15 protein-coding genes are annotated in these 14260 nt (G+C 66.8%); 9 read left to right on the top strand and 6 right to left on the bottom strand.

Going from position 1 to position 14260, the window contains the following annotated elements:
* Window positions 1-47: 47 nt before the first annotated feature.
* Entirely contained in the window at window positions 48-1436 is a 1389-nt protein-coding gene (gene dnaB / locus EDF50_RS12210; protein WP_054145742.1) for a replicative DNA helicase, read from the top strand.
* Between the two features lie 219 nt (window positions 1437-1655).
* Here the strand turns inward: dnaB and EDF50_RS12205 are convergent, their stop codons facing one another.
* The 3 genes from EDF50_RS12205 to EDF50_RS12195 form a co-directional block, all read right to left on the bottom strand.
* Window positions 1656-2582, bottom strand: a complete 927-nt coding sequence (locus tag EDF50_RS12205) for a hypothetical protein (RefSeq protein WP_148076834.1) — start codon at window positions 2580-2582, stop codon at window positions 1656-1658.
* 927 nt (window positions 2583-3509) lie between these two features.
* Window positions 3510-5036 carry an APC family permease gene (locus tag EDF50_RS12200; RefSeq protein ID WP_123519820.1) on the bottom strand — a complete coding sequence of 509 codons (1527 nt, stop codon included), beginning with the start codon at window positions 5034-5036 and terminating at the stop codon, window positions 3510-3512.
* A 117-nt stretch (window positions 5037-5153) separates the two neighbouring features.
* Window positions 5154-6059 carry a LysR family transcriptional regulator gene (locus EDF50_RS12195; protein ID WP_123519819.1) on the bottom strand — a complete coding sequence of 302 codons (906 nt, stop codon included), beginning with the start codon at window positions 6057-6059 and terminating at the stop codon, window positions 5154-5156.
* A gap of 121 nt (window positions 6060-6180) precedes the next feature.
* Here EDF50_RS12195 and EDF50_RS12190 point away from each other — a divergent pair, with 121 nt between their 5' ends.
* The 7 genes from EDF50_RS12190 (at window position 6181) to EDF50_RS12160 (ending at window position 12052) form a co-directional block, all read left to right on the top strand.
* Complete coding sequence (locus EDF50_RS12190) at window positions 6181-6678, top strand: secondary thiamine-phosphate synthase enzyme YjbQ (protein WP_123519818.1); 498 nt, start codon at window positions 6181-6183, stop codon at window positions 6676-6678.
* 2 nt (window positions 6679-6680) lie between these two features.
* Complete coding sequence (locus EDF50_RS12185) at window positions 6681-8135, top strand: L-fuculokinase (RefSeq protein ID WP_123519817.1); 1455 nt, start codon at window positions 6681-6683, stop codon at window positions 8133-8135.
* A 40-nt stretch (window positions 8136-8175) separates the two neighbouring features.
* Window positions 8176-8958 (top strand): sugar phosphate isomerase/epimerase family protein, encoded by a 783-nt coding sequence (locus EDF50_RS12180; protein WP_158612712.1) that lies wholly within the window; start codon window positions 8176-8178, stop codon window positions 8956-8958.
* 62 nt (window positions 8959-9020) lie between these two features.
* On the top strand, window positions 9021-9647 hold the full coding sequence (locus tag EDF50_RS12175; protein ID WP_123519815.1) for a triose-phosphate isomerase: 627 nt from the start codon (window positions 9021-9023) through the stop codon (window positions 9645-9647).
* 48 nt (window positions 9648-9695) lie between these two features.
* Window positions 9696-10463, top strand: a complete 768-nt coding sequence (locus tag EDF50_RS12170) for an SDR family oxidoreductase (RefSeq protein WP_123519814.1) — start codon at window positions 9696-9698, stop codon at window positions 10461-10463.
* Between the two features lie 207 nt (window positions 10464-10670).
* Window positions 10671-11726 (top strand): zinc-binding dehydrogenase, encoded by a 1056-nt coding sequence (locus EDF50_RS12165; protein ID WP_123519813.1) that lies wholly within the window; start codon window positions 10671-10673, stop codon window positions 11724-11726.
* A 65-nt stretch (window positions 11727-11791) separates the two neighbouring features.
* Entirely contained in the window at window positions 11792-12052 is a 261-nt protein-coding gene (locus EDF50_RS12160) for a hypothetical protein (RefSeq protein WP_123519812.1), read from the top strand.
* 36 nt (window positions 12053-12088) lie between these two features.
* Here EDF50_RS12160 and EDF50_RS12155 read toward each other — a convergent pair whose 3' ends face one another.
* The 3 genes from EDF50_RS12155 to EDF50_RS16995 all read right to left on the bottom strand — a co-directional run bounded on the left by EDF50_RS12155 (window position 12089) and on the right by EDF50_RS16995 (window position 13252).
* Entirely contained in the window at window positions 12089-12520 is a 432-nt protein-coding gene (locus tag EDF50_RS12155; protein WP_123519811.1) for a hypothetical protein, read from the bottom strand.
* 92 nt (window positions 12521-12612) lie between these two features.
* Window positions 12613-12990, bottom strand: a complete 378-nt coding sequence (locus EDF50_RS12150) for a Dabb family protein (RefSeq protein ID WP_199738775.1) — start codon at window positions 12988-12990, stop codon at window positions 12613-12615.
* 79 nt (window positions 12991-13069) lie between these two features.
* Window positions 13070-13252 (bottom strand): hypothetical protein, encoded by a 183-nt coding sequence (locus tag EDF50_RS16995; RefSeq protein ID WP_233570617.1) that lies wholly within the window; start codon window positions 13250-13252, stop codon window positions 13070-13072.
* Between the two features lie 77 nt (window positions 13253-13329).
* On the opposite strand from EDF50_RS16995, the gene EDF50_RS16465 reads away from it, so the two are divergent.
* Entirely contained in the window at window positions 13330-14253 is a 924-nt protein-coding gene (locus tag EDF50_RS16465) for a hypothetical protein (protein ID WP_148076832.1), read from the top strand.
* Window positions 14254-14260 lie beyond the last annotated feature (7 nt).

Raw genomic sequence — 14260 nt, 5'->3', positions numbered from 1 at the left:
GCGTCTTCGGTGCTGCCCGCACCCACCCGATTCTCGCTGGAGGACCCATGTCGATCGCCCATCTCGGTCTCGCTCCCGATGCGTCGAACAACCGCGATCGCGACCGTGGTGGCCCCGTCAACATGGACCGCGTCCCGCCGCACGACCTCCTGGCCGAGCAGAGCGCGCTGGGCGGCATGCTGCTGAGCAAGGACGCCGTGGCCGACGTCATCGAGACGGTCCGCGGCATGGACTTCTACGTGCCCAAGCACGAGGTCATCTACGACGCGATCCTGGGGCTGTACTCGCACGGCGAGCCCACCGACGTCATCACGGTCAGCGACGAGCTCATGAAGTCCGCCGACCTGTCGAGGGCAGGAGGCGCGGAGTACCTCCACACCCTCACCGGCGTCGTGCCCACGGCGGCGAACGCGGGGTACTACGCGTCCATCGTCGCCGAGAAGGCGGTGCTGCGCCGTCTGGTCGAGGCGGGCACCCGCATCGTGCAGATGGGTTACGCGAGCGAGGGCGAGGTCGTCGACCTGGTCAACAACGCGCAGGCCGAGGTCTACAACGTGGCCGGTGGGGTGCAGACCGAGGACTACGTGCCGCTGAACGAGGCGGTGACGGTCGCGATCGACGAGATCGAGGCGGCCAAGGGTCGTGACGGTCAGATGACGGGTGTGCCGACGGGGTTCGCGCAGCTCGACGCCCTGACGAACGGGTTCCACCCGGGCCAGCTGATCATCGTGGCGGCGCGACCGGCGCTCGGTAAGTCGACGTTGGCGCTCGACCTGGCGCGGGCGGCGTCGATCAAGCACGGGCAGGCGTCGGTGTTCTTCTCGCTCGAGATGGGGCGCAGCGAGATCGCGATGCGTCTGATGTCGGCGGAGTCGAGTGTGCCGCTGCAGAACATGCGTAAAGGAACGGTCGACGCGCGTGACTGGACGAACATCGCGCAGGTGCGGGGGCGGATCAACGATGCGCCGTTGTTCATCGACGACTCCCCCAACATGACGTTGGTCGAGATCCGGGCGAAGTGCCGCCGGCTGAAGCAGCAGCACAACTTGAAGCTCGTGGTGATCGACTACCTGCAGCTGATGACGTCGGGCAAGCGGGTCGAGAGCCGTCAGCAAGAGGTGTCGGAGTTCTCGCGTGCGCTGAAGCTGATGGCGAAAGAGCTGCAGGTGCCGGTGATCGCGCTGTCGCAGCTGAACCGTGGCCCCGAGCAGCGTGCCGACAAGAAGCCCGCGATCAGCGACTTGCGCGAGTCCGGTTCGCTCGAGCAGGACGCCGACATGGTCATCCTGCTGCACCGCGAGTCCGCCTACGAGAAAGACAACCCCCGCCAGGGCGAGGCCGACTTCATCGTCGCCAAGCACCGCAACGGTCCCACCGACACCATCACGGTCGCCTTCCACGGCATGTTCTCCCGCTTCGTGGACATGCCCAGCTGACGCTCCTCTCGTCGTCTGCGACGTAGTTTGTCGAAATGCTGCCCAGGTTGTCGCTGTGACCACCGTGCCGCGATGGACCGGCGAAGGCGGTCGAATTCGAGGTCCGGGGCTAACACCCGAGTAGCAAGCGCTGATGCGGCCATCACCATACGCGCGCAATTCACCGAACCCCCAGTCGGACCGGCCGGTGGCGCCTCGGGCTGAGCCGCGACGCGTGCCTCAGGCACCCGGGCCGGAGAGGCTGAACAGGGCCACCACCTCGTCGAGGTCGCGGCCCAGGACGAGGTCGAGGGACCCGACGTCTCGTGCGTCCCTCAGCTGCGCGACGACCGCGCCCGACGAGCCCTCGACGGCACGGGCCCTGCCCGCGACCATGAGCTGCACTGGCTCGGCCCCGGCGCGCACGGGCGCGTCGGGTAGCGGGTCAAGGCCGTCGGCGGTGCGCCGGTCGACGGCGAGCACCGCCAGCACCCAGCGTTCCGCGAGGCCGACCGGGCGAAGCGACGCCAGGGGCGACTGGCGCCCCCGGCCAAAGACGACCGTCATGCTGTCGCGGCGTTCGACCTGCCAGGCGACGCCGCCGATATCGAACCGGCAGAGCACGTCGGAATGGAGGTCGACGACCGCCCCGAGGTGCTCCAGCGCCCGCACGCACGTCGGGCCGAGCAGGCGTGCGGTCGTCGCGGCCTCTCGCTCCCGGCGCTCGTGCTCGAGCACCGCCCGGGCGAGCGGAGCGTGCTCGGCGGTGAGCGCCTCCCGGTCGAGCGGCGCGCCCTGGGCGAGGCGCGCGTGCAGCCACGTCGGATCGAGCTGGCCGAGAAAGCGGAAGCGCACCTGCACGATCCCGTCAGGGTCCGAAACTGTGAGGGGCCGGTCGGGGACGAGCAGGACGACGCCGTGGTCGACCGACCACACCGCGACGACGGTGCTGTCGACGACGGCCACCCACGACCAGCCCTGCACGCGCACGTCGGGGCTGCTGCGCTCGACCAAGTCGCTGAGGAGCGACCCGGCCTGGAGCCGCAGCTCGCTGCGGTGCGACTGGGCGTCGTCGCCCATCGACACGCTCTCGCGGTCAATGACGACGACGAGCTCCGCGGGCATGTCGTTCGACGCCGCGCCGACGAGTCGAGACCAGATCCCCATGACCGTGACGCTACCGGCCGGTCGGTCCGGCTGTTCCGCGGGCGCCTCCTGCCCCGCGAAGGGCGCGGCCCGGCGCTCGAACTCGGAAGCAGCGGCGTCCACACCGGCCGCGGGCCCCGGCGTCGGGGCTGGACCGGCAGCCGCGACGTAGTCGACCACGTGGCGGCCCGTCACCCCAGTCCCGTCGGTGCGCTCGGCGATGAAGGTGAGGGGGGCGGGTCGCCGACGAGGGTGGGGGAGGGCGTGAAGGTGACCTGGCCCGTGGCGGGCTGCACCTGCCGCGTGCCGTCGTCGATTCGACCGTGTCGCCCGCGGCGGTGTCGACCCGGTACGACACCGGTGTCGCCGTGCCGACGAAGGTGGGATCGGGCGTGAACACCAGCTCCGCACGTCCACCGTCCAGGTGCCCTCACCGGACACCACCACGGTGGCGGCGTCGACACCGGAGGGGTCTACGAGACGGAGGGTGGCGGGGGAGACCGACACCGCGCCTCCGTCGGTTTCGGTTACGGCGAGACGCCGGGGAACTCCTTGCTCGACGATCGAGGTGTCGGGCCTCGCGACCTCGGTCACCGAGGGCGTCAGGGTGGAGGCGGTGGTCGCCTCGGCTGCGTCGGCCACCCCGTGGGGCACCGGCGTCGCCGTTCCCGTGAAGGCGGGCTCGGGCGTGAAGAGCACGGTGCCGGCGGGTCGCCCGGGGTGGCCACGCCGGGCAAGGTCTGCGCGGCTCCCTGCATGCTGGCACCGCGCCTCCTCGGGGTGAGGTGTTCGGAGCAAGCCGAGACGGCACGAACGTCATGCGATACCTCTCGGGTGCCGGCCGGCTCACTCCGATCGAGTTCGAGACGATCGACTCACGCGTCGCTCACGCGGCCCGAAAAACCCACACAACACGAGTCGACCAAACCGACAGCGGCCCCGAAGAGGTCAGTGACCGAGTTCGGCGGTCGGGATCGCCTGCGTGTGGTTCTGGGCGAAGTTCGGCCCGGCGAATCCGGTGCTGAGTCGCTTGCGGAGCACGATGATCCACCAGAGGAACGCCAGGGCCACGATGCCCGCGAAGACGAAGCCGTTGCCGGCGAAGGCCGGGAGGAAGAGAAGGGCACCCTCGACGGCCAGGAAGATGGGCAGGCTGACGATGAGGATCGGGATGCGGGCTCGTCCGAGGGTGAAGGTGCCCGGTTCGGCCTCGGGCACGCGCCCCTTGACCGCGGCGATGAGCAGGCCGATGGTCTGCAGGACGTACGACGTGAAGAAGGCCAGGGTGGCGATCCCCAGGAAGTAGTTGAACGCCCTCTCGTTCACGAGAGCCGACAACAGCATCAAGATGGAGACGGCTCCGAGGACGATGACCGACGTCGACGGGGACTTACGGTTGGGCGCCACGTGCCTGAGGGCGGCGGAGAAGGGCATCATGTTGTCCCGGGACATCGAGTAGAGAAGTCGAGTGCCCACGAGCATGTTGGACAACAGGCACACCAAGATGTTGGTGAGGGCGAAGGCGACGACGATGCGGGAGATGACGGGCCCGAGCTGCTGGTTGATGATCTCCTCGATGGGTGCGGCGGAGTCGACCACGGCGCCCGCGTCCTTGATGGCGAGCGTGTACACGAGGTACATCGCGAACTCGATGATGCACGATGCGGCGAAGGCGATGAACATCGTCCGAGGGATGACCCGTCGAGCGCCCTTGGTCTCTTCTGCCACGTCGGCAACGGCCTCGACACCCACCAAGCCGAAGAACGGGCCGAGCGAGGCGGCGAGGAACGCGAGTACGTACGGCGTCGCCTCGTCCGGGCTCTTGCCTTCGAACAACGAGCTGAAAGGCTGCGCGTTGTCGGGGACGAGGAACGCCACGACGGCCACGACCAGCGTCACTCCGATCGTGACGACGAGTTCGATCCCGACACCGATGTTGTTGATCAGCGTGGCGAGGCGGACTTTGTAGGCGTTGATCAAGGCACAGACGGCGACGACCCCCACCGCGAGAAGAATCTGCGACGTCTGCGTCAGGTCCCATCCGAAGACGCTTCCGAAGTACCCGGCGAAGATGTAGCCGAGGCTCGTCATTCCGCTCACCCACCCGATCAGGGCGCTGAATCCGGTGAACCAGCCGAAGCTCGAACCGTTCAGCCGACTCGTCCACTGATAGGCGTAGCCGGCGAGGGGAATCTTCGCCGCGACGTCGGCCGCTATCAGGGTCCAGAGCAAGAAGACCGGGATGGCGAGGAACAGGGTCCAGATGAACGGCGCCCCGGCGTTGCCGTAGCCGGCACCGAATCCGGTGAAGACCGCCGTGGTCGCACTGATGGTCGAGAAGCCGATCGCGAATGACGCGATCTTTCCCACCGATCGGTCGAGCTTCTGTTCGTACCCGAACTCGGCCAAGCGAGCGTCTTCGTCTTCACCGGCGTGGGCCTGGACGGGAATGGACGGATGACCTGATTCGGACATGGCTGCTCCTCGCTTCATTGCTGGTTCGCAGACCGGATGGTCAACGCCGTGAAGAGAGTGAACCGAGAAAAGCGCGTTGCTCGGAAGTCCGGATGCCTTATCTACTGATAAGACTGGCTAATTGCCGGTCTCGATACCGAGTGGAATCCGAGTCAGCATGTGCTGCACCAATCGACGTGCCGAGACCGACAACCGGCCTGGGTTCCAGGCGAGTGTCGTATAGCTGACGGGGCGATCGATGATCGGAACGAAGGCGACTCCGGGCCGGTCGTAGAGGCGAGTCATCGAGGACGTCGTGAAGCTGAATCCCACCCCGCGAGAGACGAGAGTGGTCTCGGCCTCGTAGGTCGAAGCTTCCGCAGCGATGACCGCTGCTTTGCCGTGTCGTGCGTCCGTGGCCATCCAGTAGTCGCGCCACTGACCTGCCGACTTCGGTGCGACGACGATCGGTTCATCGAGCAGCTCTCCCACGCGCAGCGAAGCCCTGTTCGCCAGGCGATGGGTGCGCGGCAGGCACGCAACCCAGGACTCTTCGGCAACGACTGCCATCTCGAGCCCCGCCGTTTCCACTGGGGGACGAATCAGTGCGATGTCCGTGGCGCCGGTCTGAAGGCCGGCTGTCGGATCGGAGAAGTCGAACTCAGTGGTCTCGATCGTGACCCCGGGCAACTCCTGGTCGACGTTCTCGAGGAGGCGGAACAAGAGATCCGCGCCCGTTCCGATGAGGTAGCCGATGCGGACGTGAGCGTGATCGACGAGGTTGGAAGCAGCATCGAGCGCGGCGTCCACTTCTCGGAGGGCGGAGCGGACGGATGGCAGCCACTCACGTCCGAAGCTCGTCAGGGCAACTGACCTCGTGTCTCGGTCGAAGAGCCGATCGCCGACGAGTTGTTCCAACTGTCGGATGCCCCCGGACAGGGCGGGCTGAGAGATGAAGAGCGTCTCCGCCGCACGTCGATAGTTCAGTTCCCGACTCAGCGCGTCGAAATAGCGCAGAAGTCGGAGCGTGACGTCTTGCTGCATCGGTGTCCCTTTCGGATTGATAACCGCAGGCTATTTGGTCATCGAGTCTTGCCGCTTCCCCTCGTGGGGCCGCCACGGGAAGGTGAAGTGTCCCCACCGCGTACTTACGAAGAGGTAAACCATGGTCACTCACCGCCGATCCATCGAAGTCGACACCCCCGCCCGCCAGGAATTCTTCGACGTGACCGAACAGCTCGTGTCCTTCATCGAGCAGACCGGCTTCCGTGACGGCATCGCTCTCGTGTACTCGCAGCACACGAGCTGCTGCGTTCTCCTCCAGGAAGAGTCTGAGGACAAGACCTACTACGGCACACAGCTGCTTCTCCAGGACACGCTCAACGTGTTGTCCAAGATCGTCCCTCCGACGAGGCACGAAGGACAGTACCTGCACCCTGGTCCTATTCACATCAAGAACGCTGCCGATCTGCGTGGGGAGCTTCCGGAGTGGGGCTTGAACACGGACGGACACATCATCTCGTCGATCCTCGGTCGATCCGAGACGGTTCCGGTCGCCGACGGTTCGGCTGTGCTGGGCGAGTTCGGCCGGGTCTATTTCGGCGACCTCGACTCAGTGAGGGCCCGGACCCGCACCGTCCAGTTCCACCTCATCGGTGACTGAGCGTGCTGGTCTACGCGGTGGACGTCGGTACGACGAACCTCAAGACGGTCTTGTATGACGAGAGTCTCCGTCAACTCGCAAGCGCGTCACAGGCTGCCACCTACGATCGCATCGGTGTCCAGGTCGAGTTCGACCCCGAGGGCCTGTTCCGAACCGTGTTGAGGCTCATCGCTGACTGCGCTCGAACGGCCGGCGGCACGGCCGGTCACGACATCGTGATCGCCCTCACGGGTCAAGCTGAGTCCCTCGTCCTGAGCGACCGGGATGGTGGCGCCGTCCGACCGGCCATGTCGTGGCTCGATGAGCGCGCTGTGGCCGAAACAGACGACCTCGCCGGCCTCTTCGATCCGGACACGGCTTTCACCGTCACGGGGGAGCCGTTCTCGAGTACCACGTGGCCGGCATCCAAGCTGCTGTGGCTCAGGCGGCACGAACCGAACGTGCTCGCCCGGGCCGCAAATGTGCTGATGATCAAGGATTTCTTGATCCAACGGTTCACCGGCCTCGCTGTGGGCGAGAAGACCACGCGTGGCTTCACGTACCTCTGGGACGTGACCCGAGGTGACTACTGGGACGCCATGGTGGACGCCTGCGGTGTGGAACCGGCCACCCTGCCCGAGGTCGTGCCCGCCGGCACCGATGTCGGCACCGTCGCTCAGGCCGTCGTCCGCGATCTTCCTCCAGCTCGCAGCTACCACGTCAACGCGGGCGCCCTGGATCACTTCTGCGCCATGGTCGGCACCGGCTCGTACCGAGCAGGTGTGGTCAGTGAGTCGGCTGGAACGGTCCTGTCGCTGTCGATGCTGGTGGAGGACTGGACCTTCGACGCCGCCCGCAAGGTGTCCTTCCACCCAGGGCTACGAGAAGGGGAGACGATCCTCTTCAACGGTGCCGACAGTGGCGGGGTCGCCCTCGAGTGGTTCCGGGAACAAGGGCTGTCAGGTATGAGCTACCACGCCCTCGAAGGCCAGCTGCAGCAGCGGCCTCCCACGACAGCGCCCCTTTTCCTGCCCTACCTGACAGGTCTCAACCCGCCCGACTTCCTCCCCAACGCGCGGGGAGCCATGCTCGGTCTGACCCTTTCCCACGACCGCATCGACATGGCCTATGCCGTCGAGGAGGGCATCGCGCACCTCCTGCGCCGAAACGTCGACTACCTGACCGTCGACACGGTCCGGGAGATCGTCTCGACGGGAGGCGGGGCCGAATCGTCCTTCTGGAGTCAGCTCAAAGCCGACGTCTGCGGGGTCGACGTCATTGTGCCCGACGAGAAAGAAGCCACATGTCGCGGGGCGGCTGCGCTGGCTCTCGTCACGGCGGGCGAGATCGACGGGATCGATGACGTCGCCACGCTGAGCCCGCCCACCACCCGGCGTTTCACCGCCCACCCCACTCGCGACCGCGTCGAGCGGTACGCGCAGTTCGAAAACTCGCTCGACCGCCTCTACCGAGGCTGAGATGAACGGAAGAGAAATGAAATTAGCCTGCTCGTCCCCGATGGTCCCGGGAGCCACTCTCACCGACAAAGCTGAGCGACTCGCCGAATGGGGCTACGACGCAATCGCCGTGTTCCAACCCCTCGGCGAGTGGAACGCCAGTGTGCGCGCCGAACTCTCTTCTCTGACCAGCCGGACCGGCATTCGTCCGGTGGAGTTCGTCTTGACCGACGACATATACGGGAAGGCCATGTCTTCCGACCCCGACCTCCGTGAACGCTGCCGCGCCATGTACAAAGAAGCGGCTTCCGTGTGCGCGGAGATCGGTGCCGTCACCGAGATCGAGTTCGAATACGGGGTCCAGAACCCCCTGCCTCTCTTCGACCCCTTCCAGCAACTCAGCGATGACCAGATCACGTCGTTCATCGCCTTCTACCGCGAACTGCTCGAGATCGTCGAGGGTAGTGACGGTCGCGTCCTGCTGGAACCCCTGAACCGATACGAGAGCAAGTACCTCAACCTGGTCTCCGACAACCTCGACATCATCCAGGCGGTAGGCCACACCAACGCGGGCCTGCTCCCCGACGTCTTCCACATGTCCATCGAGGAAGCCGACATCCCCGCGTCGCTCCGACAGGCCCGAGGCCATGTGGTGCACGTTCACCTCGGTGACAACAACCGGCTTCTCCCCGGCCACGGCCACCTCGATTGGCCGGGCATCGTCCAGGCCCTTCGAGACATCGACTACGACGGCTACCTGAACCTCGAGTGCTCCACCGAAGGAGACCCTGCTCGCACACTGCCCGAGACGGCCCGCTACCTCCGACAGCTACTCCGCTCGTGACCGCGGCACTCACCGGGCCGTTCTTCGAGATCGGTCCGAAAAACTTACTCAGACTCCCTGAGATGGTGGACGTCGCCCGCGCCGCCGGTCGAGCAGGGTACGACTACGGCGTCACGGTCATCGTCACGGTCCCGACCGCGTTCATCTCGCCCCTCGTCCAGCTGAAGACCGGCGTGCTCGTCTTCGGGCAGGAGCTGAGCGCCGACGGCATCGGTCCCACTTTCGGCACCGTGACCGCCGAGGCGCTGGAAGATGTCGCTGCTGACGGAGTGATGCTCAACCACGACAGCAACCCTCTCAGCGCGGACGCTCTCGCCGACGCCGTTCGCCGCACCGCCGAGACTGGCCTCCTCAGCATCGTGTGTGCAGGCACGGAACGAGAAGCGCTCGAATCCGCGGCCCTGAATCCGAGCGTGATCCTCTTCGAGCCGCCCGACCTCATCGGAACGAGCGGAGGCCATACGCGCGCGTGGATCCCGTCGTCGAACACTGCTGTGAAGGACGCCCATCCGCGCGTGCTCATGATGCACGCGGGCGGCGTCTCGTCACCCGACATCGCTCGAAGCATCATGGCCGCCGGTGCCGACGGCACCGGATCGACGAGTGGCGTCCTCAGCTCTGACGATCCGGCGTCAGCTGCCCGACGCTTCATCGCCGAGGCCCGCACCGGCTGGGACGACGCTCGCTAGCCACCACCAAGACCTGCACTCACTCTTCATCACCACAAGGAGCAACTCATGGACACCAATCTGACAGGAACGACGGCGGTCATCACGGGCGGAGGACGCGGCATCGGCCTCACCGTGGCCCGCGCACTAGCTGCCGACGGAGCAGACATCGCGCTGCTCGATCTGCTCGACACGGTCGAGGACACGGCGCACACGCTCTCCGAGGAATACGGCGTGCGCGCTCTCGGTCAGAAGCTCGACGTCACCGACCAGGACGCAACCAACACCGCCTTCGACGTGATCTCCGAGCAGCTGGGAGTCCCACAGATCCTCCTCACGGCCGCGGGCATCGAGATCAACGGGGACTCCGTCGACGTGACAGCCGACCACTGGCGGAAAGTCATCGACGTCAACTTGACCGGCACCTTCTTCTCGACCCAGGCATTCGGTCGCGGCCTCCTGGCCAACGACCTCACCGGTAGTGCCGTCCTGATCGCGTCCATGTCCGGGCTCATCGTCAACGTGCCGCAGTGGGCTGCCTCCTACAACTCGTCCAAGGCAGCCGTCGCCCACCTGGCCAAGTCCCTGGCCGTCGAATGGGCCAGCCGAGGCATCCGCGTGAACTCGATGTCACCGGGCTATGTCCTCACCGACCTCACCCAGCAGATCATCGACCGCGAACCGGAACTGCTCGAGAGCTGGACATCTCTCATCCCGCAGGGGCGCATGGCGAAGCCGGAAGACCTCACGGGGCTCGTTCGCTTCCTCGTGTCCGACAACTCCAGCTACATCACCGGCCAGCAGATCGTCATCGACGGCGGATACACGTCCATCTAGCGCGCTCGGAGATGTGCGCATGACCTGCTGCTTCCCCTCGCCTCGACGCCCTTCGAGACACGAGGCGGGGGCCCCTTCTTCACACCCCCGGGCGCATCGTCGCAAGTCGCCAGTGTCCGAGCGCTGCGCCGTAACTCCGCGCACGTGCGGCCGCAAGTCGACCGTGAGCGTGGGCGACACCTGTCGCCCACGTCTACCCTGGGCTGCATGACCGACCTGCCTGCCCGCACCCGTTTCGCCACCGTCGACGCCGAGCGCTCGGTGGCCTTCGCCGAGGCCGACCTCGAGGCTCCGGGGGAGCAGCAGGTCGTGGTGCGCATCCGCTACACGGGCGTCTGCGCCACGGACACGCACGGGTGGGCGTCGGGCGGGATCATCCCCGCTGCGGTGTTCGGCCACGAGTGGACCGGCACCGTCGTCGCCGCGGGCAGCCGGGTCACGACCGTCGCCGTGGGGGACCGCGTCGTCGCCAGCGTCGGCCCGCCCTGCGGCACCTGCGCCATGTGCCGCGCCGGACACCCCGACCACTGCGACACCGCCTTCGCCGAGGCCAACGGCATCTCGCCCGACGCCCCCACCCACGGAGCCTTCGCCCAGCACCTCACCGTCCACGAACGCCGCGTCCAGCGCGCCCTCGACGGCCTCACCGACGAGCAGCTCGGCCTCGTCGAACCCACCGCCGTCACCTTCCACGCCGTCCGCCGCGCCGCCCAGCGCCTCGGCTCGGTCGTCGTGGTCCAGGGCGCCGGACCCATCGGCCTGCTCACCGCCCAGCACGCCCGCCACGCCGGCGCCGGTGCCGTCGTCGTCGTCGAACCCATGGAGGCGCGGCGCGAGACCGCCCGCCGCCTCGGCTTCACCGACGTCCACGCTCCCGGCGAGGGGTTCACGGCTCGGGTGCTCGAACTGACCGACGGACTCGGCGCGGACGTCCTCTACGAGTGCACCGGCGCCTCCTCGCTGTTCCAGCCGAGCGCCGAGCTCGTCCGCCGCGGCGGCACGCTCGCCCTGCTCGGCTACCCGATGACCACCTCGGAGGTCTCGTACGGCGACTGGCAGAGCCGCGAACTGACCGTCGTCGGCAGTCTCGCCTACACGCACTCCGACTTCGTCGGCGCGATGCGGGCGCTCGCCGACGGCTCGGTCGAGGCGGGACCGCTCATCACGGGGACAGTCGGACTCGACGAGCTGCCGGGGCTGCTCGAGGAGCTCGACAGCGGGAAGACGGAGCACGCGAAGGTGCTGGTTGCGCCGAACGGGTAGACCGCCTCGCGCCGCCCATCCTCGGGACGTGGTGGCCGACCTTCGCGAGATGCTGAGGCACGGTCGTGACGGTCCTCATCGGCCTCGCGGCAGGGTTCGCCTTCGGGCTCGCATCCGCCTTCAGCAACCGGGTCTGGGGCACGGTTCTGGCCTGTCTGCCCATGGCGGCCTGGTTCGTCGTCTTCGTGCTGGCACGTCGTGGCGGCCTGAACGACAGTGAAGCGGGACCGCTGTGCCTAGCCTTGTTCGGGATCGTCGTCGGAGTCTTCTCGGGCCAGCTATTCGAGCGGCGGACGCGAAAGAGCTCTAGCGGCTCGTCGACCTGACGCCTCGGGTGCTCGGGTGACCCGCGCCTCCTCGGGTCAGTGGAGCTCGGGGACGCAGGCGTAGTCGTCGCCGAAGGCCTCGGTGACGCGGCGGATGGCTTCGGGGGTGCCCCATTGCTCGATCTGCTCGCACGCGTGGTCGGCTCGCGAGGCGTACAGGCCGAAGGCGCCGACGTCGACGTAGGTGTAGTCGTGGCCTCCGGAGGACATGGCCCCGGTGCCGGGCTCGTCGGGCAGGTCGAGGACGGCTCCGTCGGGGAAGCGCAGTTCGACCCCGTGCGGCGCACAGGCCGGCAGTGTCTCGGTCGACAGGTCGGCGGCCACCACCAGCTCGTAGGTCGTGCAGTACGGGATGCGCGCGTCGGCCCCGGACAACGACAGCGGCACGTCCGGGTCGGCCCGCACGGCGAGCACCAACAGCACCGTCACCACCAAGACGGCGGTGAGGAGGCCGGCGAGGAGCTTCATGAGGTGAACCTACCGCCGCGCCGGTGCCGGCGACAGCGGGGAATGCGACCGGAGGAGGCGCGGCTCACCCGACCCGCGCCTCCTTCGGTCGGTCAGGCCTCGACGTCGAAGACGACGACGCGGGCGGACGCGTCGCCGAGGTAGGTCGCCACGGGCTGGTGCGACGGGTGGGGGAGGTAGCCGTCGCGCGCCGCGGCGTCACGGAAACGCACCACGAGCATCCAGTCGAAGCCGGCCTCGAGCTGCTCGGGGCTGACGCTGCCTCCGCTCGACACCGACAGCACGCCGTCGATGCCGGTCAGGTGCTCGGTCGACAGCCGCGACGCCTGCTCGGCCACGTCGGCCGGGGCTCCCTCGGCCCACTCGACCAGGACCACGTGCACGATCTCGTTCGTGTCGGCCATCCGCTCGTCGGGACGTGCCGATTCGCGCGGGGGGCTCGCGTCGTCGTACCACTGGTCGAGAGGCATGCCCCGATCCTAGGGAGGCGCGGTGCGCGACGATCTCGCACCGCGCCTCCTGCGGTCGGTCCGGGCTCCGCCCGTGGCGTCACCGCTTGATGATCGGGTCCACCTGGGCCTTCATGCTGTCGACCATGAAGGTGCCGAGCGAGGACCCCCTGCTCGACCACTGGTCGCGGGCATTGTTGAGGTAGCTCCCCGAACCGAACGCGTTCGGCGGCGGACTGCGCGTACAGGGGAACCCGCAGGGCTCCCTACTCGTGTTTCTCATTAAATCTCTTGCCCATCAGGCAATCAGCTTCTACATTGGAACTCTGGAATATCAACGCAGACAAATGGAGGAGCCTGATGACATCACTCGAGTCCATTCGCTTCGTGGCGCCCGTGGCCGCGATCGCTCTGTGGGCCTGCCTCCTGGCTGCGCCTGCTCACGCGGTCTCGAGAAGCCCCTACGACACAGCGGTAGCGGCAGCTTCTGCTGTCGCCGCCGTTGCCCCGCCGGTCGCTGCGCCTGCCGAACTCTCGACAGAAGCACGAGGGTCTGGGCCTGCTGGAACAGCCGGTCCGGTCGATGTCGACCTACCCGCCGATCCGACTGAAGGTATCGGTGTTGACAGCGGTCTCGACCTCAGAATCGGGCTGCCCTTCGATGAACAAGCGGGCGACCCCGTGATCGTCGACTCGAGCACTCTGGTCATCGACAACAGGAATGGGTCGTCGTCAGTGCCGAGTGTCCGCGAGGATGGATCTCTCCGTATCGCCACTGTGATCGATTCCCCAACCGCCCCTTCTCGTTACGAGTACCCGTTGGTGCTTCCAGCCGGCGGCAGTCTTGCTCTGGGGGACGATGGAGGAGCCATCATCGTCCTGGCCGATGGAACCCCGCTCGGCCGGTTCGACGCGCCGTGGGCTTACCAAGCCGATGGGACTTCCGTCGATACCTCATTCGAGATTTCTGGTGCGACACTGACGCAGGTCGTCCACCACGACGCCGGCATGGCTTACCCAGTGATCGCAGACCCGTCGTACAAGACCACCACGTTCTACTGGTCCAGGACGACGGTCGAAAACATGTTTGCAAGGAAGGGCAATGTCGGTCAATTTTGCAGAGTCGTACCTACGAGTTATCTCGTGGGCGTCGGCTGCGGCATCACTCCAGCATTAGATCAGGCGATCACTCAGGCCCACTATCAAAAAAAGCGTATCAAGGCAGTGTTCTACAACTGCGCAGCTAACTACTGCAATTACTACAAGTTCTTCGTCATCGCGTAGTCAGGAC

The organism is Frigoribacterium sp. PhB24 (assembly GCF_003755185.1).
Taxonomy (GTDB): domain Bacteria; phylum Actinomycetota; class Actinomycetes; order Actinomycetales; family Microbacteriaceae; genus Frigoribacterium.
Note: the sequence above shows the minus strand (reverse complement) of the source record. Positions and strands in the feature narration are given on the sequence as shown.

Bases quoted from the DNA above. Each gene is read 5' to 3' on its own strand.
- dnaB (WP_054145742.1), top strand. From the start codon at position 48: ATGTCGATCGCCCATCTCGGTCTCGCTCCCGATGCGTCGAACAACCGC.
- EDF50_RS12205 (WP_148076834.1), bottom strand. From the start codon at position 2,582: ATGGGGATCTGGTCTCGACTCGTCGGCGCGGCGTCGAACGACATGCCC.
- EDF50_RS12200 (WP_123519820.1), bottom strand. From the start codon at position 5,036: ATGTCCGAATCAGGTCATCCGTCCATTCCCGTCCAGGCCCACGCCGGT.
- EDF50_RS12195 (WP_123519819.1), bottom strand. From the start codon at position 6,059: ATGCAGCAAGACGTCACGCTCCGACTTCTGCGCTATTTCGACGCGCTG.
- EDF50_RS12190 (WP_123519818.1), top strand. From the start codon at position 6,181: ATGGTCACTCACCGCCGATCCATCGAAGTCGACACCCCCGCCCGCCAG.
- EDF50_RS12180 (WP_158612712.1), top strand. From the start codon at position 8,176: ATGGTCCCGGGAGCCACTCTCACCGACAAAGCTGAGCGACTCGCCGAA.
- EDF50_RS12175 (WP_123519815.1), top strand. From the start codon at position 9,021: ATGGTGGACGTCGCCCGCGCCGCCGGTCGAGCAGGGTACGACTACGGC.
- EDF50_RS12170 (WP_123519814.1), top strand. From the start codon at position 9,696: ATGGACACCAATCTGACAGGAACGACGGCGGTCATCACGGGCGGAGGA.
- EDF50_RS12165 (WP_123519813.1), top strand. From the start codon at position 10,671: ATGACCGACCTGCCTGCCCGCACCCGTTTCGCCACCGTCGACGCCGAG.
- EDF50_RS12155 (WP_123519811.1), bottom strand. From the start codon at position 12,520: ATGAAGCTCCTCGCCGGCCTCCTCACCGCCGTCTTGGTGGTGACGGTG.
- EDF50_RS12150 (WP_199738775.1), bottom strand. From the start codon at position 12,990: ATGCCTCTCGACCAGTGGTACGACGACGCGAGCCCCCCGCGCGAATCG.
- EDF50_RS16995 (WP_233570617.1), bottom strand. From the start codon at position 13,252: ATGAGAAACACGAGTAGGGAGCCCTGCGGGTTCCCCTGTACGCGCAGT.
- EDF50_RS16465 (WP_148076832.1), top strand. From the start codon at position 13,330: ATGACATCACTCGAGTCCATTCGCTTCGTGGCGCCCGTGGCCGCGATC.